Source organism: Brevibacterium sp. W7.2, from assembly GCF_018137945.1.
Classification (GTDB): domain Bacteria; phylum Actinomycetota; class Actinomycetes; order Actinomycetales; family Brevibacteriaceae; genus Brevibacterium; species Brevibacterium sanguinis.
Window position 1 is genome coordinate 1363630 of record NZ_CP073089.1, and the last position, 17917, is coordinate 1381546.

At 68.4% G+C, this 17917-nt stretch carries 20 protein-coding genes; 19 read left to right on the forward strand and 1 reads right to left on the reverse strand.

Annotation, left to right across the window (positions count from 1 at the left end; genetic code table 11):
• The first annotated feature begins 180 nt into the window (after positions 1 to 180).
• The 14 genes from ffh (at position 181) to J9315_RS06185 (ending at position 11621) form a co-directional block, all read left to right on the forward strand.
• Positions 181 to 1782 (forward strand): signal recognition particle protein, encoded by a 1602-nt coding sequence (gene ffh / locus J9315_RS06120; protein WP_211979018.1) that lies wholly within the window; start codon positions 181 to 183, stop codon positions 1780 to 1782.
• A 155-nt stretch (positions 1783 to 1937) separates the two neighbouring features.
• On the forward strand, positions 1938 to 2402 hold the full coding sequence (gene rpsP, locus J9315_RS06125) for a 30S ribosomal protein S16 (protein WP_198499153.1): 465 nt from the start codon (positions 1938 to 1940) through the stop codon (positions 2400 to 2402).
• A gap of 1 nt (position 2403) precedes the next feature.
• The gene (locus J9315_RS06130; protein ID WP_009378338.1) at positions 2404 to 2634 is read left to right on the forward strand and encodes an RNA-binding protein; all 231 of its coding nucleotides are present in this window, start codon (positions 2404 to 2406) and stop codon (positions 2632 to 2634) included.
• Positions 2635 to 2774: 140 nt separating this feature from the next.
• Positions 2775 to 3275 (forward strand): ribosome maturation factor RimM, encoded by a 501-nt coding sequence (gene rimM / locus J9315_RS06135; protein ID WP_211979019.1) that lies wholly within the window; start codon positions 2775 to 2777, stop codon positions 3273 to 3275.
• A gap of 8 nt (positions 3276 to 3283) precedes the next feature.
• Positions 3284 to 4087, forward strand: a complete 804-nt coding sequence (gene trmD, locus J9315_RS06140) for a tRNA (guanosine(37)-N1)-methyltransferase TrmD (RefSeq protein WP_211979020.1) — start codon at positions 3284 to 3286, stop codon at positions 4085 to 4087.
• A 172-nt stretch (positions 4088 to 4259) separates the two neighbouring features.
• Positions 4260 to 4601 (forward strand): 50S ribosomal protein L19, encoded by a 342-nt coding sequence (gene rplS / locus J9315_RS06145; RefSeq protein ID WP_137825202.1) that lies wholly within the window; start codon positions 4260 to 4262, stop codon positions 4599 to 4601.
• A gap of 85 nt (positions 4602 to 4686) precedes the next feature.
• Positions 4687 to 5253: a signal peptidase I gene (gene lepB / locus J9315_RS06150; RefSeq protein WP_211979021.1), complete on the forward strand. Its 567-nt coding sequence runs from the start codon at positions 4687 to 4689 to the stop codon at positions 5251 to 5253.
• Between the two features lie 54 nt (positions 5254 to 5307).
• Positions 5308 to 6009 carry a signal peptidase I gene (lepB, locus tag J9315_RS06155; RefSeq protein WP_211979022.1) on the forward strand — a complete coding sequence of 234 codons (702 nt, stop codon included), beginning with the start codon at positions 5308 to 5310 and terminating at the stop codon, positions 6007 to 6009.
• Complete coding sequence (locus J9315_RS06160) at positions 6009 to 6776, forward strand: ribonuclease HII (protein WP_211979023.1); 768 nt, start codon at positions 6009 to 6011, stop codon at positions 6774 to 6776. Before lepB (J9315_RS06155) ends, J9315_RS06160 begins: the two co-directional genes overlap by 1 nt.
• A gap of 30 nt (positions 6777 to 6806) precedes the next feature.
• Positions 6807 to 7124, forward strand: a complete 318-nt coding sequence (locus J9315_RS06165) for a DUF2469 domain-containing protein (RefSeq protein ID WP_137826023.1) — start codon at positions 6807 to 6809, stop codon at positions 7122 to 7124.
• Positions 7125 to 7299: 175 nt separating this feature from the next.
• Positions 7300 to 7686 (forward strand): YraN family protein, encoded by a 387-nt coding sequence (locus J9315_RS06170; protein ID WP_198499147.1) that lies wholly within the window; start codon positions 7300 to 7302, stop codon positions 7684 to 7686.
• Positions 7683 to 9356, forward strand: a complete 1674-nt coding sequence (locus J9315_RS06175) for a YifB family Mg chelatase-like AAA ATPase (RefSeq protein ID WP_198499146.1) — start codon at positions 7683 to 7685, stop codon at positions 9354 to 9356. The genes J9315_RS06170 and J9315_RS06175 overlap by 4 nt, the downstream gene beginning before the upstream one ends.
• A complete protein-coding gene (gene dprA, locus J9315_RS06180) occupies positions 9353 to 10621 on the forward strand; it encodes a DNA-processing protein DprA (RefSeq protein WP_249121044.1) in 1269 nt (422 codons plus the stop codon). Before J9315_RS06175 ends, dprA begins: the two co-directional genes overlap by 4 nt.
• 64 nt (positions 10622 to 10685) lie before the next feature.
• On the forward strand, positions 10686 to 11621 hold the full coding sequence (locus tag J9315_RS06185) for a tyrosine recombinase XerC (protein WP_198499145.1): 936 nt from the start codon (positions 10686 to 10688) through the stop codon (positions 11619 to 11621).
• Between the two features lie 12 nt (positions 11622 to 11633).
• Here J9315_RS06185 and J9315_RS06190 read toward each other — a convergent pair whose 3' ends face one another.
• Entirely contained in the window at positions 11634 to 12593 is a 960-nt protein-coding gene (locus J9315_RS06190; protein ID WP_232623637.1) for a D-alanyl-D-alanine carboxypeptidase family protein, read from the reverse strand.
• A 768-nt stretch (positions 12594 to 13361) separates the two neighbouring features.
• Between J9315_RS06190 and rpsB the strand changes: the two genes are divergently transcribed.
• From rpsB to J9315_RS06215, 5 genes are all read left to right on the forward strand, one after another.
• Positions 13362 to 14327 (forward strand): 30S ribosomal protein S2, encoded by a 966-nt coding sequence (gene rpsB / locus J9315_RS06195; protein ID WP_198499144.1) that lies wholly within the window; start codon positions 13362 to 13364, stop codon positions 14325 to 14327.
• Between the two features lie 33 nt (positions 14328 to 14360).
• A complete protein-coding gene (tsf, locus tag J9315_RS06200; protein WP_137826028.1) occupies positions 14361 to 15188 on the forward strand; it encodes a translation elongation factor Ts in 828 nt (275 codons plus the stop codon).
• 164 nt (positions 15189 to 15352) lie between these two features.
• The gene (gene pyrH / locus J9315_RS06205; protein WP_137826029.1) at positions 15353 to 16105 is read left to right on the forward strand and encodes a UMP kinase; all 753 of its coding nucleotides are present in this window, start codon (positions 15353 to 15355) and stop codon (positions 16103 to 16105) included.
• Between the two features lie 168 nt (positions 16106 to 16273).
• On the forward strand, positions 16274 to 16831 hold the full coding sequence (frr, locus tag J9315_RS06210; protein WP_137826030.1) for a ribosome recycling factor: 558 nt from the start codon (positions 16274 to 16276) through the stop codon (positions 16829 to 16831).
• Positions 16831 to 17817, forward strand: coding sequence for a phosphatidate cytidylyltransferase (locus tag J9315_RS06215; protein WP_198499143.1), 987 nt, complete (start codon positions 16831 to 16833; stop codon positions 17815 to 17817). Before frr ends, J9315_RS06215 begins: the two co-directional genes overlap by 1 nt.
• The last annotated feature ends 100 nt before the right edge of the window (positions 17818 to 17917 follow it).

Below are 17917 nucleotides of genomic sequence, written 5' to 3' on the forward strand. Positions count from 1 at the left end.
GGTCGGTCTCGCCGGCCGCCCGGCGCGGGGGAGTACGCCGGAGTGCTCACAGCTCACCCCACCCACGGTCCCAGCAGACATCGTGGGTGGGGTGTTCTGGCATCTGAAAGGGATTCGGCCCCGCCCAGGGGGAGTTGTTAGTCTAGAGAGTCGACCAACACTGACGAAGAAGGCCTGCACGTGTTCAACTCTCTCTCCGATCGGCTCACCGCGACATTCAAGAATCTGCGCGGCAAAGGTCGGCTCTCCGAAGCCGACGTCGATGCCACCATCCGCGAGATCCGTCGTGCCCTCCTCGATGCCGACGTGGCCCTGCCCGTCGTCCGCGCCTTCACCGGTCGCATCCGCGATAGGGCCCTGTCGGCCGAGGTCTCGGGGGCGCTCAACCCCGGCCAGCAGGTCGTCAAGATCGTCAATGAGGAACTCGTCGGCATCCTCGGCGGGCAGACCCGGCGGCTGACGTTCGCCAAGCGCCCGCCCACGGTCATCATGCTCGCCGGCCTCCAGGGCGCCGGCAAGACGACGCTGGCGGGCAAGCTCGCCCACTGGCTGAAGTCCGAAGGCCACCGACCGATGCTCGTCGCCGCCGACCTGCAGCGGCCCAACGCCGTGAATCAGCTGCAGATCGTCGGTGAGCGCGCCGGTGCCGTCGTCTACGCGCCGGAACCGGGCAACGGCGTCGGCGACCCGGTCAAGGTCGCCACCGATGCGATCGACGTCGCGAAGTCGAAGCTCCACGACGTCGTCATCGTCGACACCGCCGGTCGCCTCGGCATCGACGAAGAGCTCATGCAGCAGGCCGCCGACATCCGCGCGGCCGTCAACCCCGACGAGGTCCTCTTCGTCATCGATGCGATGATCGGTCAGGACGCCGTGACGACCGCCGAGGCGTTCGCCGACGGCGTCGACTTCACCGGTGTCGTCCTCTCGAAGCTCGACGGCGACTCCCGCGGCGGTGCCGCGCTCTCGGTGGCCGAGGTGACCGGCAAGCCGATCATGTTCGCCTCGACCGGTGAGTCGATGACGGACTTCGAGCAGTTCCATCCCGACCGGATGGCCGACCGCATCCTCGACATGGGCGACATCCTCACGCTCATCGAGCAGGCCGAGAAGAACTTCGATGAGAAGGAGACTGAGAAGCTCCAGAAGAAGTTCGAGTCCGGTGAGGACTTCGACCTCAACGACTTCCTCACGCAGATGTCGGGTCTGAAGAAGATGGGGTCGATGAAGAAGATGCTCGGCATGATGCCGGGCATGAGCCAGTACAAGGATCAGATCGAGAACTTCGACGAGCGCGAGGTCGACCGGGTCGAGGCGATCGTGAGATCGATGACACCGTACGAGCGCAGCAACCCGAAGATCCTCAACGGCTCACGCCGGGCCCGCATCGCCCGGGGCGCCGGGACGACGGTGACCGCGGTCAACCAGCTCATGGAGCGCTTCACGCAGGCGCAGAAGCTCATGCGCGGCATGGGGCGCGGCGGCATGCCGGGGATGCCCGGCATGGGAGGCATGCCCGGAATGGGCGGAATGCCCGGTGGCGGCGCCGGCAAGGGCAAGAAGAAGGCGGCGGGGAAGAAGAAGGGCCGCAAGGGCGGCCAGTCGGGCAACCCGGCCAAGCGCGCCGAGCAGGCGCAGGCCGCGCTCGACCGGAAGTCGGGGAAGACCAGGGACCCGGTCGGCTCCGCGTTCGGCGGCGTCGACCTCGGCGGGGACGATGACCTCGATCTCGCGAAGCTGCCGAAGGGATTCGGCGGCATGTTCCCAGGTGGAAAGAAGTAGGCCTTTCTGGCACAATGATCTCTTGTACTTTCGCCTCGGCGCGGGCCCTCTCTTCTGCCTCGAGTCGATAGTCCAGGTCGCAGACTCCGTCACGTCAACCCCACGACTGTGCGGTGCCTCTGTGCAAACAGAACACAAAAGGAGACACCACTACAGTGGCAGTCAAGATTCGTCTGACCCGCATGGGCAAGATCCGTGCACCCTTCTACCGTGTCGTCGTCGCCGACTCGCGCACCCGTCGCGACGGCCGCGCGATCGAGCAGATCGGCATCTACCAGCCGACCCGCAATCCCTCGGTCATCGAGATCGATTCGGATCGTGCGCAGTACTGGCTCTCCGTCGGCGCCCAGCCGACCGACCAGGTCCGCAACCTGCTCAAGCTCACCGGCGACTGGCAGAAGTTCACCGGTGAGGGCGAAGCCGTCAACACCGTCCAGCCGCAGCCGGAGAAGGAAGCCTACGTGGCTCCCAACGCCGATTCGGTGATCAAGGAAGCCATCACGAAGAAGGGCTCCGACAAGGCTGAGGTCGAGACCGAGGACGAGGCCGCCGACGACGCCGCCAAGGCGACCGAGGCGGAGTACGAAGCCGAGGCCGTCGCCGCGGAGGACAACGCCTGACATGTTGGCAGATTCGCTCGAACATCTGGTTCGCGGCATCGTCGATCATCCCGACGACGTCGCAGTTCGATCCCGGTCGTCCCAGCGCGGGACGACGCTCGAGGTCCGGGTTCACCCCGACGACCTCGGACGGGTCATCGGCCGCGCGGGTCGCACCGCGAAGGCCCTGCGCACCGTGATCAACTCCCTCGCCGGCCGTGAGTCGGTGCGGGTGGACCTCATCGAAGCGTAGATCTTCCACACACGAGGGGGACGTCGGCGGGCAGCCGACGTCCCCCTCGGGCATTCATCCGCGGCCGCGGAGCCCACGGCGGCGTCCGAACTACACTGAAGGCTGATGAGAACGCAGTCCCCCGACCACGAGGAGCACGCATGGACACGGTGATCGCCCGGCTGGGCAAGCCGCACGGGATCAGAGGCGAATTCACCGTTGAGGTGCGCACCGACCGCCCCGAGGAGCGGCTCGTGCCCGGGATGACGTTCGCCACCGACCCCGACATCGGCGAACTCACGCTCAAGTCCGCGCGCTGGCACCGTGATCGTCTCCTCCTCACCTTCGACGAGGTGGCCGACCGCACCCGCGCCGAGGAGATCCGCAACACGCTCATCCTCAGCCCCCAGGACGACGAGGACGACGACGCAGAGGCGTGGTACCTCGATGACCTCATCGGACTGGCCGCGTACGTCGGCGAGACGCAGGTCGGCGAGGTCGTCGACGTCACGAACGGCACCGCACAGGACCTCCTCCACCTCCGGCACGTCGACGGACACGAGGTGCTCGTGCCCTTCGTCGCAGCGATCGTCCCCGACGTCGACATCGAAGCCGGGCGCATCATGCTCACCCCGCCCGCCGGTCTCCTCGACGCGGAGTGAGCCTGCGCATGCGCATCGACGTCGTCTCGATCTTCCCCGACTACCTGGCCGGACTGCGGCTCTCCCTCATCGGCAAGGCGATCGACCAGGGACTGCTCGGCCTGACCGTCCACGACCTGCGCGACTTCACCTTCGACCGCCACAACACCGTCGACGACTCCCCATACGGGGGAGGGGCCGGCATGGTGATGAAGGCCGAACCGTGGGCACTCGCCCTCGACCACATCCGGCAGGCCGGAGAGCCCGGGTCTGCGGAGACGGTCGGCAGCCTCGGCGCGGGCCCGGCGAAGCCGATCCTCATCGTCCCGAGCCCCGCGGGGGAGGTCTTCGATCAGCGGATCGCCGAGGAGCTCAGCGCAGCCGAGCACCTCGTCTTCGCGTGCGGTCGCTATGAGGGCATCGATCAGCGCGTGCTCGACTGGGCGCGGGAGGACTTCGAGGTGCGGCCGATGAGCATCGGCGACTACGTCCTCAACGGGGGCGAGGTCGCGTCGATGGTGATGATCGAAGCCGTCAGCCGCCTCATCCCCGGCGTCATCGGCAACCCGGAGTCCCTGGCCGAGGAGAGCCACGAGGACGGCCTCCTCGAGTACCCGATCTACACGAAGCCGGCGGTCTGGCGCGGTCATGCGGTGCCGGAGATCCTGCTCAGCGGCAACCATGCGGCGATCGCCCGGTGGCGACGTGACCGACGTCTCGAACGCACCGCCGAGGTCAGGCCCGACCTGCTCGACGACCGTGACGACCTGGACGCCCGCGACAGCGAGGTCCTCGACCGGTTTGAGTCTTCCGACCCGGCCGTGACAGAATAGATCGTCGCGTTTGTTGGCATCCGCCTGCTTCAGGGGGTCGGATGTCCGCGCCGCCGGCCGGAGTCCTCGGCCGGCACCTGGGGAGCGATCCCGACAGACGATCCGAATACCGGTTCTTTCCGGTCCTACATGCGTGTCCTCGACCTGGAGCAGGGGCCACAGGAGAAGCACAATGCAGAAGCTCGATGTTGTCGATGCAGCCTCGCTGAAGACCGACGTCCCCGATTTCCGCGCCGGTGACACCCTCAACGTCCACGTCCGCGTGGTCGAGGGCAACCGCTCGCGCATCCAGGTCTTCAAGGGTGTCGTCATCCGCCGTCAGGGCGACGGCGTCCGCGAGACCTTCACCGCCCGCAAGATCAGCTTCGGCGTCGGCGTCGAGCGCACCTTCCCGGTGCACTCGCCCATCGTCGAGCAGATCGAGGTACTCTCCCGCGGTGACGTCCGCCGCGCGAAGCTGTACTACCTGCGCAACCTGCGCGGCAAGGCCGCTCGCATCCGCGAAAAGGCCTGAGCGCCCCGGCTGCCTGGCACCGGCGAACGTGAAGAACGCTGACGAGAACGCGACCTCCGGGTCGCGTTTTCGCGTCTCTGCCCGGATGTGGAGGATCGTCGGCATCATCGCCGTCGTCATCGTCATCCTCGGCGCCTCGGTGCGCGGATTCGTCGTGCAGCGCTTCACCATCCCCAGCGAATCGATGCAGCCGACCCTGACCGTCGGCGACACGATCGCCGTGTGGCGCCCGGACGCGCTGGCCGGCACGATCGAGCGCGGCGACATCGTCGTCTTCGACGGACGCGGCTCCTTCATCGACGACCCGCTGCCGACCCCGCTGCAGAGGATCGGCTCCTGGGTGGGTGTCGGCAGCCGCGACGTCTACTACGTCAAACGCGTCATCGCCCTCGGCGGGGACACCCTCGAGTGCTGCGACGCCGAGGGCCGGCTCCTCCTCAACGGCGAGCCGCTGACCGAGGACTACGCCCCGCTGCCCGCCTCACAGGTGCCGTTCTCCATCGCCGTGCCGGCCGACACGATGTGGGTGATGGGCGACAACCGCGACGACTCCACGGACTCGCGCGCGCTGCTCGGACGACCCGGCGGCGGCTTCATCCCCCTCGACCGGGTCATCGGCACCGTCATCGGGCACGGCTCGACGATCGACTGATACGCTCGTTCCAGCCAGCCCGCGCAGGTCGCGCACCGATGCGAAAGCGAACGAATGACCTCCGAACCACAGCCCTCCCCACGTGCGTCCAAAAAGCTCCTCCGCGGACTCCTCGAGACCCTGGTGATCATCGTCATCGCCCTCCTCATCTCCACGGCGCTCAAGACCTGGGTGGTTCGGTCCTTCTACATTCCCTCCGGGTCGATGATGGAGACCCTCCAGATCGACGACCGGGTCCTCGTCAACCAGCTGGCGCCGAAGTTCGGTCCCGCCGACCGCGGCGACATCATCGTCTTCGACGACCCCGACGACTGGCTCTCAGGCTCCGAATCCTCCGGGTACGCGCCCAACCCGTTCCTCGAGTTCATCGGCCTCGCACCCTCGGACGCAGGCAACCAGCTCATCAAACGCGTCATCGGCGTCGGCGGGGACACCGTCGAATGCTGCGATGCCGAGGGGAGGATCCTCGTCAACGGGACCCCGATCGACGAAACCTACCTGGCGCCGGGCACGCAGCCCTCGGAGATGGAGTTCTCCGTCACCGTGCCCGACGGCAGCTACTGGGTGATGGGCGACAACCGCGGCAATTCCGCGGACTCCCGCTACCACCTCGACGGACAGCCGTTCGTGCCTGCCGACAACGTCGTCGGCACCGTCTTCCTCATCAACTGGCCGCTGAGCAGCTTCGCGTGGGTGTCCAACCCGAAGGACGTCTTCGCCGACGTCCCGGCGCCGCAGGGAATCACCGTCAACTGATGGCAGCACACGGACTGCACGACGTCACGGTGGAGAGGGCGCTGCTCGCCGAGGGCTTCGACACCGTCATCGGCGTCGACGAGGTGGGGCGCGGAGCGCTGGCCGGTCCCGTGAGCGTCGGCGTCGCCGTGTTCTCGCTCACCGAGGTGTGCGCGAGTCCGGTGCCCGAGGGCATCCACGATTCGAAGCAGCTCGATGCCGTCTCCCGTGCTGCCGCCACCGCGCGGGTCCAGGACTGGGCGCAGGCGAGTGCGGTCGGGTCGACGCTGCCTGCGGAGATCGACGCACTCGGGATGACGCTCTCCCTCGGACTCGCCGCCCGGCGGGCCCTCGCACGGGTGCCGGGGCTTGTCGACGGGCAGGGCCTGGGCGAGGGGCAGGGGCGGACGATGGTCCTCCTCGACGGCAAGCACGACTGGCTCTCGGCCCCACTCACGCTCGACTGCCTGGGGATATTCGGCGCCTGCGCCGACATGGATCTGCCGCCGGTGCGCACGATCATCAAGGGCGACGGCAGCGTTCCGGTCATCGCGGCGGCGAGTATCGTGGCGAAGGTGGAGCGCGACGACACGATGATCGGCCTCGCCGAGGCGCACCCGCAGTATGGTTGGGAGTCCAACGTCGGCTACGGCACCGCCGCCCACCGGCAGGCGATCGTCGACCACGGACCGAGCGTCCACCACCGCCGAAGCTTCCGCCTGCACGCCGTGCCACCGGCCGGCGGCGGGCGGACTGCTCCTGATACCGACCCTGTCCCCGAGTCCTGACCCTGTCCCCGAGACGAAGAGAGGAACCCCGTGAGCGCAGACGATCTCGATGACTACGAGGCCCAGCTCGAACTCCAGCTCTACAAGGAGTACCGCGACGTCGTCGGCCTGTTCGCCTACGTCGTCGAGACGGAGAGGCGCTTCTACCTCGCCAACCACGTCGACCTCAAGGCCCACAACGACGCCGGCGACGTCTACTTCGAGCTGACCCTGCGCGACGCCTGGGTGTGGGACAGCTACCGGTCGGCCCGCTTCATCAAGATGGTCCACGTGCTCACGTTCAAGGACGTCAACATCGAGGAGATCGCGAAGTCCGACCTCGAACCCCCGACCTCGATCGGGCGGTGACCCGGCGCGCGGGGTGAGTCCCCGGCGGTGAGGTGAGTCCTCTCCGACTTGTGTGCGGTCGAGGTGTGGACGCCCGCTCACTCATGTGCCCTGGGCCTGTGGACGCCCACGCGTCATCCACAGGCCGATCCTCTGCTCTTCCCTCGGCGAGATCGAACGTGGTGCCGTGGTGGGCATGTCGGGAACGAGAGGGACAACGCGAGGCGAGCGGCAGATCGCCCTGGGCCGTGCCGGGGAGGACCTCGCCGTGGCGCGCCTCGAAGCCGAGGGCATGGTCATCCTCGCCCGCAACGTCCGCTGTGCGCGCGGTGAGATCGACATCATCGCCAGGGACGGCGCCGCCGTCGTCTTCGTCGAGGTCAAGACCCGCCGCACGATGCGGCAAGGATCCCCGCTCGAGGCGATCACGCCGGTGAAGCTGCGGAAGATCCGGATGCTCTCGGGACTGTGGCTGCGCGCCCAGACCGAATTCTTCCCAGCCGCCCGGATCGATGCGATCGGCATCGTCATGGAGCCGCGCGTCGTCCTCTCCCACCTGAAGAACGTGCAGGTCGACTCATGAGCGAGCCGCTGCCGGTGACCGGCGACGACGAGTTCGACCCGGAGCCCCCTGCCGAGGCCGACCCCTGGCTCGATGCCGCCGAAGAGGTCGACCCTTCGGAACCTCCGCCCCCGCTCGTGGTGGCGACCCCGGAGACGACCATCGTCGGGCGGGCCTCGGCAGTGGCCCTGTGGGGACTGACCGGCAAGATCGTCTCGATCGAGGCCAGCGTGAGTGCCGGCCTGCCCGGCATCGACATCGTCGGACTGCCGGACACCTCGGTGAGCGAATCCCGGAAGCGGCTGCGAGCGGCACTGGCCTTCCTCGGCACCCCGGTGGCCACCGAGCACCTGACCGTCAACCTCACTCCCGGCAGCGTCCCGAAGATCGGCACCGGATTCGACCTCGGCATCGCCGTGGCCGTGCTCCGGGCGCGCAGAACGATCACCTCTGCCGATACAGAGCGGGTCATCCACTGCGGGGAGCTCGGACTCGACGGTCGGATCCGCCCGGTCAGCGGGGTGCTGCCGACCCTCCACAGCGGTCTGCTCGCCGGGTTCGACCGCTTCGTCGTGCCCGCCGGCAACGCGAGCGAAGCCGGTCTCATCAGCGGCATCGAGGTCATCCCCGTCTCCTCGCTGGCCGAACTCGTCAACCTCTACGGCGGTGCACTCACCGTGCCCGCGCTGCCGCCGGTCATCGACGTCGCCGGTCCCGCGGCCCACAGTCCCGACCTCCACGACCTCGCCGAGGTGCAGGGCCAGGAGGAGGCGCGCTTCGGTCTCGAAGTCGCCGCGGCCGGGGGCCACAACCTGCTCATGCGGGGCACACCGGGAGCGGGCAAGACCCTGCTCGCCCAATGCCTGCCGGGAATCCTCCCGCCGCTGTCCGACGCCGAAGCCCTCGAGGTCGCCGCGATCCGGTCGTTGCGCGGGGAACTCACCGCCGGTGACGAACTCGACCACCGTCCCCCGTTCGAGGCGCCCCACCACCGGAGCACCGCCTCGGCGCTCGTCGGCGGACGCCGACCGGGAACCGTCGGGATCCTCAGCCGAGCCCATCGGGGAGTGCTCTTCATGGATGAGGCGCCGGAGTTCTCCCGGGACGTGCTCGAAGCGCTGCGCCAGCCGCTCGAGGCCCGGCAGGTCCACATCCACCGCGCGTGGGGGTCGATGGTGCTCCCGGCCGCGTTCCAACTCGTCATGGCCGCCAACCCGTGCCCGTGCGGCGCCGGAATGCCGGCCGGCGGCCAGAGCGCATGCCAGTGCACGCCGATGGACAAGCGCCGCTACCGCAACCGGCTGTCGGGTCCGCTCCTCGACCGCGTCGATCTGCAGCTCGAACTCTTCCCCGTCTCGCCCGCCGACCTCCGCCTCGGCGGGGACCAGGAGGCGAGCGCTGTCGTGGCCGACCGCGTGCACGCGGCCAGGCACGCCCAGGAGGCGCGCTATGCCGACTGTGCTTGGTCGCTCAACGCGAATGCGCCCGGCTCGTGGCTGCGCGACCACTTCGGCATGCGGCCCGAGGTATTGCGCGGTCTCGACCGGGCGCTCGAGACCGGCCGGATCACGATGCGCGGCTACGACAGGGTGCTGCGGGTCGCGACGACGCTGACGGACCTCGCCGGTGCCGAGGCTCCCGACGCCGACAGGATCGCCGTGGCACTGGCACTGCGGACGCAGGAGACGTGAGCGAGACGGAGGACGAAGACATGGACGACGAACGGATAACTGTTGCTCGCGAAGGCAGCGCTGAGGCCGCGGCCAGCGAGTCGCGGCAGCGCAGCGCGCTCGCCGCCCTGCTGCGGATCGGCGAACCCGGTGACGGACTGCTCAGGGCCGTCGTCGACGCCGTCGGCCCGATCGCGACCCTCGAGATCATCCGCGCCGTCGCTGCCGAACCCGTGAGCACCGGGGACGCCGCGACCCACCTGAGCGCCGAAGTCGGGGAACCGGCCGCCGGGACTCAGCTCGCCGAGGCGCTCGCCCGGTGGGCGGTGCGCTCCGCCGATGCCGACGGCGACCACGACCTCGAGGGAATGCTGCGCCTCGGTGGGCGACTCGTCATCCCCGGTCACGACGAGTGGCCGCGGTGCCTTGACGACCTCGGGCCGGCGGCGCCCCTGGCGCTGTGGGTGCGCGGACAGGCCAGGCTCGATGCGACGCTGCGCCGTGCGGTCGCCGTCGTCGGGGCGCGGGCGGCGAGCGGGTACGGGACGAAGTGCGCGTCCGACCTCGCGTGGGATCTCGGCGCCGAGGGGATCACCGTCGTCTCCGGCGGTGCGTTCGGCATCGACGCGGCCGCGCACCGGGCGGCGATCGCCCGGGACGCCCCGACGATCGCCTTCATGGCCGGAGGCGTCGACCGGTTCTATCCGGCGGCGAACGCCGATCTCTTCGCCCAGGTCCTCAACGGGGGAGCGATCGTCTCGGAGACCGCACCCGGGATGACGCCGATGCGGCACCGCTTCCTCCTGCGCAACCGGCTCATCGCCGCGTCCGCCCTCGTCACCGTCATCGTCGAAGCCGGGTGGCGCAGCGGGGCGCTCAACACCGCCCGGCATGCGCTCGAACTCTCCCGTGCCGTCGCCGCCTATCCGGGGTCGGTGTACTCGGCGTCATCGGCGGGAACGCATCGGCTCATCCGCCATCACGAGGCCGAACTCGTCACGACGGCCGCCGACGTCCTCGACCTCCTCGACGACGACGAACTGCCGCTCGATTTCGCACCAGCCCCGGATAACGGCTCACGCGGCGATGACCGGCTCGAGGACCTCAGCGAGCGGGAGAAGATCTGCCTGACCTCGCTGTCGGCGACGAAGGAACTCGACGTCGGGACGCTCGCGGCACGAGCCGGACTGACCGTCCAGGACACCCTCTCCGCGCTCGCCCTCCTCGAACTCGCAGGGCTCAGCCGGCGGCACGGCTCCGGCTGGACGAAGGTCCGAGGCGGCTGACCGCAGCCGGTCGGCAGTCGTGGCCTCCGCCCTCGCGGTTGCGCAACCGCGTAGTCTGGGGACTGTGACCGACGCACACCGCTTCCCCGAGGTCGTCGACGCCTACGCCGACCACCTGCGCTCCCGTGATGTCTCCGACCACACGCGCCGCGCCTACGTCGCCGACATCACGGACTTCTTCGCCCACGTCCGCACCGCCGATGTCGCCGACATCGGTCTCGATGAGCTGCGGTCGTGGCTCATCGCCCTCGATGATGCGGGAGCCGCGAAGTCGACGGTGGCGCGCAAGATCGCCGCCCTGCGATCGTTCTTCGGCTACTGCGTGAACTCCCTGGGACTGGCGACCAATCCCGCGGCCAGGCTGCGCACCCCGAAGAAGGACTCCCGCCTTCCGACCGTCCTCAAGCCGAAGCAGGCGGCGAACCTCATCGCAGCGGGCCAGGCGGCCGGTCCGGACCCAGGGGACGACACGCCGCCCGAGGACAAGACCGATGAGGCCATGCGGGCCCGTGATGCGGCGATCCTCGAGATGCTCTATGCGACCGCGGTCCGCGTCTCCGAACTCTGCGGACTCGACCGCGCCGACGTCGATGACCAGCGCTCGATGATCACCGTCCTCGGCAAGGGCAACAAGGAGCGTCGCGTGCCGTTCGGAACACCCGCCGGCCAGGCCCTCGAGACATGGCTGCGGATGCGGGAGAGGGTCGCCACTGAGAAGAGCGGAGACGCCCTCTTCCTCGGCCGGCGCGGTGGCCGGATCGGGGCGCGCCAGGTCCGCGACCTCGTCCACCGGTACGGCGCCCTCAACCCGGAGGCCCCGGACATCGGGCCGCACGGTCTCCGTCATTCCACGGCCACGCACATGCTCGACAACGGCGCCGACCTCCGCCAGATCCAGGAACTCCTCGGGCACGCGACGCTGAGCAGCACACAGATCTACACCCACGTGTCGATGCAGCGACTGCAGGAGACCTACCGGCAGGCGCACCCCCGGGCGTAGCCTCCCCGCCTCTCACTTCCGGAACTCCCAATGCCACGGTTCGGGCAGGGATCCCGACTGTCGTGCCCACGCCGGGTGCACCCAGCCGAAGGTCGGTGCGTTCGCCCGCATCCACTCATGTTCGGCACTGCCGAACGCATTGATCCCACCGCCCAGATCGACCGCAAGCGCCCACCCGTGGTTGGAGGTCCCGGGTGTGGCCGCCATCCGGCCCTTGCGCTTCTTGAGGACGACCTGCGTGTCGTAGTCGCGATAGGCGTCGGTGACGGAGATCGGCCGACCGAACCGCGCTTCGAACGCGAAGGAGAGCCGGTCGAACGCCGCCTGCGCATCACAGCGCAGCAGCTGTCCCGGGGCGGTCTTGAGCTCACACATCGCCGAGGCGGGGATCCGGCCGTTCCGGTGCCCGCCCCAGGACCCGGCCCCGGAGTCGCCGTCGTCACCGGCCGGCTCCTCGGCGGGCTTGCGGGAGAGCGGCAGGAGCACCGAGGCGTCCTGCCCGAAGAACGGCGCCGGATCGACGTACGCGCGGTCGCTCTCAGTCGGCCACACCCCGATGTGGAGACAGTCCTCGTCGCAGTGCGCCCCGTCGGTGACCTCGCCGATCCGCTCACCCGCTGCGAATGCGTCACCGACGGCGAGGTCGGTCGTCGCCGGCTGGAACGAGACGGTGCGGCCCGAGTCGGTGGTGATGCTCACCGTGTCGGTGCCCGCGACCGAACCGCGGAAACGCACCGCCCCGCTCGTCGGAGCCCGCAGCGGTTCACCCGGCAGGGCGCGGATGTCGATGCCCCGATGCCCTGCCAACCAGGTCTCCTGCGGCGGATCGAAGGCGGTGACGATCTCCATGACGGGCACGGGGGAGACCCACGTGGTCGCCGCCGCGCCGGTCTGGTCCGCTCTCGCGGTGGCGGGCAGACCGAGGGCGAGGACGACGAGCACGGTGACGACGAACGTCGCGACCGCAGTCACTCCGAAGCGATTCTGAGATGGGACGCGCTGGCGGGGATTGAGCGGTCGGCGAGGAGTGAGCGGTCGGGGAGGATGCGACATGCCGTCCATCGAACCGCGGGCAGACACGCGTGTCACTGCCGTCGCAACCGCCTGTGGACGGCCTCTCAGCCTCCACAGTTCAGGTGCACATGAGTCACACCGGCATCCACAGACCGCCGCACGCGAGTGCGGGCGAGCCCAGCGCGGCCGGCGGGGCCGATGCGCGCAGTCGGTAGCGTGGTGTCACCGCCCCGCCACGATACGCGCCGCCACGACACGCCCCTCCGCGACCCGCCCGCCGCGACTCGTGGCGAACCGCGGGCCACCTCGGCGACGGGGACGCACCGTCACCCGGTCACGGGGCAGTGCCGCGTCCCCGCGGAGACCACCGAATCGACCATCCACAGGCGCTTGAACGCGAGTCGATTCCGCGCCGCCGCCCCGCAGACCCAGCCCCCTCGTCACCTCGATCGGGACCCGGGACCGCAGGGCCGCCTCGGCGCGGGGGACCGATTGGAAATGGCTTGGTCACCCGCGATAGACTGGCTCCAGCAGAAGCGTGTCTTCTGACTACGCGCATCCGATTTCTTCTCCATCCCTTGGTGCACGCCTGCAGTGCGTGTGGGGCGGATGAACCGGATGCCAGGAATCAACCGAAACCGTCACAGGCGTCGTCGGCTCACAGCCGGCGGCTCACCGTGGCACAACGCACCCGCAGCAGGGTGCTCGAGAAAGGAGGGCGTCGGCATGGCCGTCGTCACCATCCGCCAGCTGCTCGACAGCGGCGTCCACTTCGGACACCAGACCCGTCGTTGGAACCCGAAGATGAAGCGCTTCATCTTCACCGAGCGCAACGGCATCTACATCATCGACCTGCAGAAGTCGCTGGGCTACATCGACACCGCGTTCGAGTTCGTCAAGGAAACCGTCTCGCACGGTGGCTCGATCCTCTTCGTCGGCACGAAGAAGCAGGCTCAGGAATCCATCGCCGAGCAGGCCAAGCGCGTGGGCCAGCCCTACGTCAACCAGCGCTGGCTGGGCGGCATGCTCACGAACTTCCAGACCATCTCCCTGCGTCTGCGCCGCCTCAAGGAACTCGAAGAGATCGACTTCGACGACGTTGCCGGCTCCTCGCACACGAAGAAGGAACTCCTCATCCTCCGTCGTGAGAAGGACAAGCTCGAGAAGACCCTCGGCGGCATCCGCGACATGCAGCGGACCCCGTCGGCCGTGTGGATCGTCGACACGAAGAAGGAGCACCTCGCCGTCGACGAGGCGAAGAAGCTGGGCATCCCGGTCATCGCGATCCTCGACACGAACTGCGACCCCGACGACGTCACCTACCCGATCCCGGGCAACGACGACGCAATCCGCTCGGTGTCCCTGCTCACCCGCGTGATCGCCGACGCCGTGGCCGAGGGCCTCATCGCACGCCACTCCGGCGACGACGAGTCCGGTGAGAAGAACGTCTCCGCCGTCGAGCCGATGCCCGAGTGGGAGCGCGAGCTCCTCGAAGGCAATGCCGCTGAGGGCGAAGCCAACACCGCCGAGGCCGAGGCCAAGGTCGCCGCGGACGCAGCCACCGCTGACGCCGCCGCCGGTGACACCTCCGCTGCCGACGCCGAGGCCGAGACGGCCAAGGCCGACGCCGCCACCGCTGAAGCCGACGCCGAGGCGAACGCCGAAGCGAACGCTGACTCCACCGAGTCCTGATCTCACTCACCTCCACCACCACTAGGAGAAAGAATGGCAAACTACACTGCCGCTGACATCAAGGAACTGCGCGAGAAGACCGGCGCGGGAATGATGGACGTCAAGAAGGCCCTCGACGAGGCCGACGGCGATCAGGCGAAGGCCGTTGAGCTCCTCCGCGTGAAGGGCCTCAAGGGCGCCACCAAGCGCGAAGGCCGCGCCACCTCCGACGGACTCGTGGCCAGCTTCGTCGACGGCGGAGTCGGCACCATGATCGAGCTCGACTCGGAGACCGACTTCGTCGCGAAGTCGCAGCGCTTCATCGACCTCGCCGACGAAGTCCTCGCCCTCGCGGTGTCGAACAAGTCCGAGTCGGCGGAGTCCCTCCTCTCGGTCGAGGCCGACGGCAAGACCGTCGCCCAGTTCATCACCGAGTCCGGCGCCGCCCTCGGCGAGAAGGTCGACCTGCGCCGCGTGGGTCGTCTCGAGAGCCAGAAGGTCGAGTCCTACCTCCACCGGACGAACAAGGACCTGCCCCCGCAGGTCGGCGTTCTCTTCGGCTACGAAGGCGACGACCAGACCGTGGCCCACGATGTCGCCGTGCACATCGCCGCGATGGCTCCGAAGTACTTCTCCCGTGAGGACGTCCCCGCCGAGCTCGTCGAGAACGAGCGCCGCATCGCCGAGGACACCGCGAAGAACGAAGGCAAGCCCGAACAGGCTCTGCCGAAGATCATCGAAGGCCGCGTCAACGGCTTCTTCAAGGAGAACTGCCTGCTCGACCAGGGATTCGCCAAGGATCCCAAGCAGTCCGTGGGCAAGGTCCTCGAAGCTGCCGGCCTCAAGGCCACCGGTTTCCTCCGCTTCCGCGTGGGAGCCTGAACCGCAGCACGATCGCTGACGGGATCACCATGATCCCCGCGTGATCCGATGACGGGGTCGGACCGATTCGGTCCGGCCCCGTCTTCGCTAGACTGACCCAGACGAACCACCCCGGAACGGCGCTGCCCACAAGGCGGCGCCGCCCGCATGGAAGAAGGACCTCAATGACATCGACCCCGGTACACGAATCGAGCCATGCCAGCCGACCCCTGCGCACCCACCGTCGACGGGTGCTGCTCAAGCTCTCAGGCGAGGTCTTCGGCGGAGGCAGCATCGGCGTCGATCCCGACGTCGTCGCTGCCGTCGCCCGGGAAGTCGCCCCCACCGTCGACGATGTCGAGGTGAGCATCGTCGTCGGCGGCGGAAACTTCTTCCGCGGCGCCGAACTCTCCCAGCGCGGCATGGACCGCACCCGCGCCGACTACATGGGCATGCTCGGCACCGTGATGAACTGCCTCGCGCTCCAGGACTTCCTCGAGCAGCTCGGCGTCGACACGCGCGTGCAGACCGCGATCCCGATGTCCCAGGTCGCCGAGTCCTACATCCCGCGCCGCGCGATGCGGCACATGGAGAAGAACCGCGTCGTCATCTTCGGCGCCGGTGCCGGCCTGCCCTACTTCTCCACCGACACGGTGGCAGCCCAGCGGGCGCTCGAGATCCACGCCGACGAGGTGCTCATCGCGAAGAACGGCGTCGACGGGGTCTACACCGCCGACCCGAAGCTCGACCCCAACGCGGTGAAGATCGACGAGATCAGCTACCAGGAGGCTCTGCAGAAGGGCCTCAAGGTCGTCGACGCGACCGCGTTCTCCCTCTGCATGGACAACCGGCTTCCGATGCATGTCTTCGGCATGGAAGGGGAGGGCAACCTGCGCAAGGCGATCTCCGGCGAGAAGATCGGCACCGTCGTCAAGTAGCCTGCGCGGCGGGGTCATCCCCGGTGGCTTGCCGACCAGGATCCGCTGGTCAGGCACCCGCAGCCGACACACCGGCGGAGGCGAATCCGCCGTGGTCCGAGTGCGCCAAACGCGAGCTCGGACACATAGAATGTTCACACAGCTCCAATCGACTGAAAAGAGTGTCTCGTGATTGAAGAAACACTGGCAGAGGCCAGGGAGAAGATGGACAAAGCCGTGGAATTCACGCAAGAGGACTTTGCGTCGATCCGCACCGGCCGGGCCAACCCCGCGCTCTTCGCGAACATCGAGATCGAATACTACGGAGCGCCGACGCCGCTCCAGCAGCTCGCCTCGTTCCAGACGCCGGAAGCCCGCACGATCCTCATCACTCCCTACGACAGGGGCACCCTCGGCGACATCGAGAACGCGCTGCGCAACTCCGACATCGGCGCCAACCCCGCCAACGACGGCAACGTCATCCGCGTCGTCCTCCCCGAACTCACCGAGGAGCGCCGCAAGGAGTACGTGAAGATCGTCAAGGGCAAGGCCGAGGACGGCAAGGTCTCGATCCGCAACATCCGCCGCCACGCCAAGGAGACCCTGGAGCGGATCAAGAAGGACGGCGAAGCCGGCGAGGACGAGGTCACCCGGTCGATCTCCGAACTCGACGACATCACGAAGAAGAAGGTCGACTCGATCGACAAGCTCCTCGATCAGAAGGAAGCTGAGCTCCTCGAGGTCTGATGATCGCGTTGTCGACACCTGGGACTCCCGCATCCGATCCGACCCCGGCAGAGGGGTCGGATCGGGGCGCGTCTGCGCAGGCCCCGTTCCCGAAGAGGCGTGACCTGCGCGGCACCGACACGGTCTACTCCGCCGCCGAGGTGGAGGTCGAGGTCGCGCCGGCGCCGAAGGACTACGGGCGGGCAGGTCGCAACCTTCCTGCCGCGATCGGCATCGGACTGCTCATCGGCGGAGTCGTCCTCGTCTCCCTCATCTTCTTCCCCGAATCCTTCATCTTCGTCATCCTCATCGCCATCGTCGCGGCGATGTGGGAGCTGGCGAACGCGCTCTCGCGCTCGGGCTCCCTCGTCTCGCGGATTCCCGTGATGATCTCGGCGGCCTGCATGGTCGTCGCCACGTACTTCGGCGGTCGCGAGGCCCTGTGGGTGACCTTCGCCGCCAGCGCCGGCGCCGTCATGCTCTTCACGATGGTTGAGCGCCGGAAGAACGCCGTCAAGGACGTCTCCCTCTCCCTCTTCGCGCTCACCTACGTGGGCCTCATGGCGTGCTTCGTCGTCTATCTCCTCACCCTGCCCGACGGCAACCTCTACGTCATCATCTTCCTCGCCAGCGTCGTCGCCTCCGACATCGGCGGCTACGTCTTCGGCGTCCTCTGGGGGAAGCATCCGATCGCCCCCCGAATCTCGCCGAAGAAGTCGTGGGAGGGCTACGCCGGATCCGTCGTCTTCACCGCCGCCGTCGCGACGACGCTCGCGGTCACCCTCCTCGGCGCCCCCTTCTGGACGGGCCTGATCATCGGCGTCGTCATTCCCGCCTTCGCCACCCTCGGCGACTTCAGCGAGTCGATGATCAAACGCGATCTCGACCTCAAGGACATGGGTACGCTGCTGCCCGGACACGGCGGGGTGATGGACCGTCTCGACTCGATCCTCCCGACCGCCCCCGTCGCGCTCGTGATGTTCTCCGTCCTGCCCGGTTTCCTCTGAGTCCAACCCACCGAGGCGGCGGCCGCCGAGGCGGTCGCGGGCCGGTCCCGGGTGGTCCCGACCACAACCCGCCTGTCCGCAGACCATGAGACAATGGGCG

Excerpts from the sequence above, each read along its gene's own strand:
- rimM (WP_211979019.1), top strand. The coding sequence starts at position 2,775 with ATGGACACGGTGATCGCCCGGCTGGGCAAGCCGCACGGGATCAGAGGC.
- rplS (WP_137825202.1), top strand. The coding sequence starts at position 4,260 with ATGCAGAAGCTCGATGTTGTCGATGCAGCCTCGCTGAAGACCGACGTC.
- J9315_RS06170 (WP_198499147.1), top strand. The coding sequence starts at position 7,300 with ATGTCGGGAACGAGAGGGACAACGCGAGGCGAGCGGCAGATCGCCCTG.
- pyrH (WP_137826029.1), top strand. The coding sequence starts at position 15,353 with ATGACATCGACCCCGGTACACGAATCGAGCCATGCCAGCCGACCCCTG.
- J9315_RS06160 (WP_211979023.1), top strand. The coding sequence starts at position 6,009 with ATGGCAGCACACGGACTGCACGACGTCACGGTGGAGAGGGCGCTGCTC.
- J9315_RS06130 (WP_009378338.1), top strand. The coding sequence starts at position 2,404 with ATGTTGGCAGATTCGCTCGAACATCTGGTTCGCGGCATCGTCGATCAT.
- J9315_RS06175 (WP_198499146.1), top strand. The coding sequence starts at position 7,683 with ATGAGCGAGCCGCTGCCGGTGACCGGCGACGACGAGTTCGACCCGGAG.
- lepB (WP_211979022.1), top strand. The coding sequence starts at position 5,308 with ATGACCTCCGAACCACAGCCCTCCCCACGTGCGTCCAAAAAGCTCCTC.
- J9315_RS06215 (WP_198499143.1), top strand. The coding sequence starts at position 16,831 with ATGATCGCGTTGTCGACACCTGGGACTCCCGCATCCGATCCGACCCCG.
- lepB (WP_211979021.1), top strand. The coding sequence starts at position 4,687 with ATGTGGAGGATCGTCGGCATCATCGCCGTCGTCATCGTCATCCTCGGC.
- rpsB (WP_198499144.1), top strand. The coding sequence starts at position 13,362 with ATGGCCGTCGTCACCATCCGCCAGCTGCTCGACAGCGGCGTCCACTTC.
- tsf (WP_137826028.1), top strand. The coding sequence starts at position 14,361 with ATGGCAAACTACACTGCCGCTGACATCAAGGAACTGCGCGAGAAGACC.
- trmD (WP_211979020.1), top strand. The coding sequence starts at position 3,284 with ATGCGCATCGACGTCGTCTCGATCTTCCCCGACTACCTGGCCGGACTG.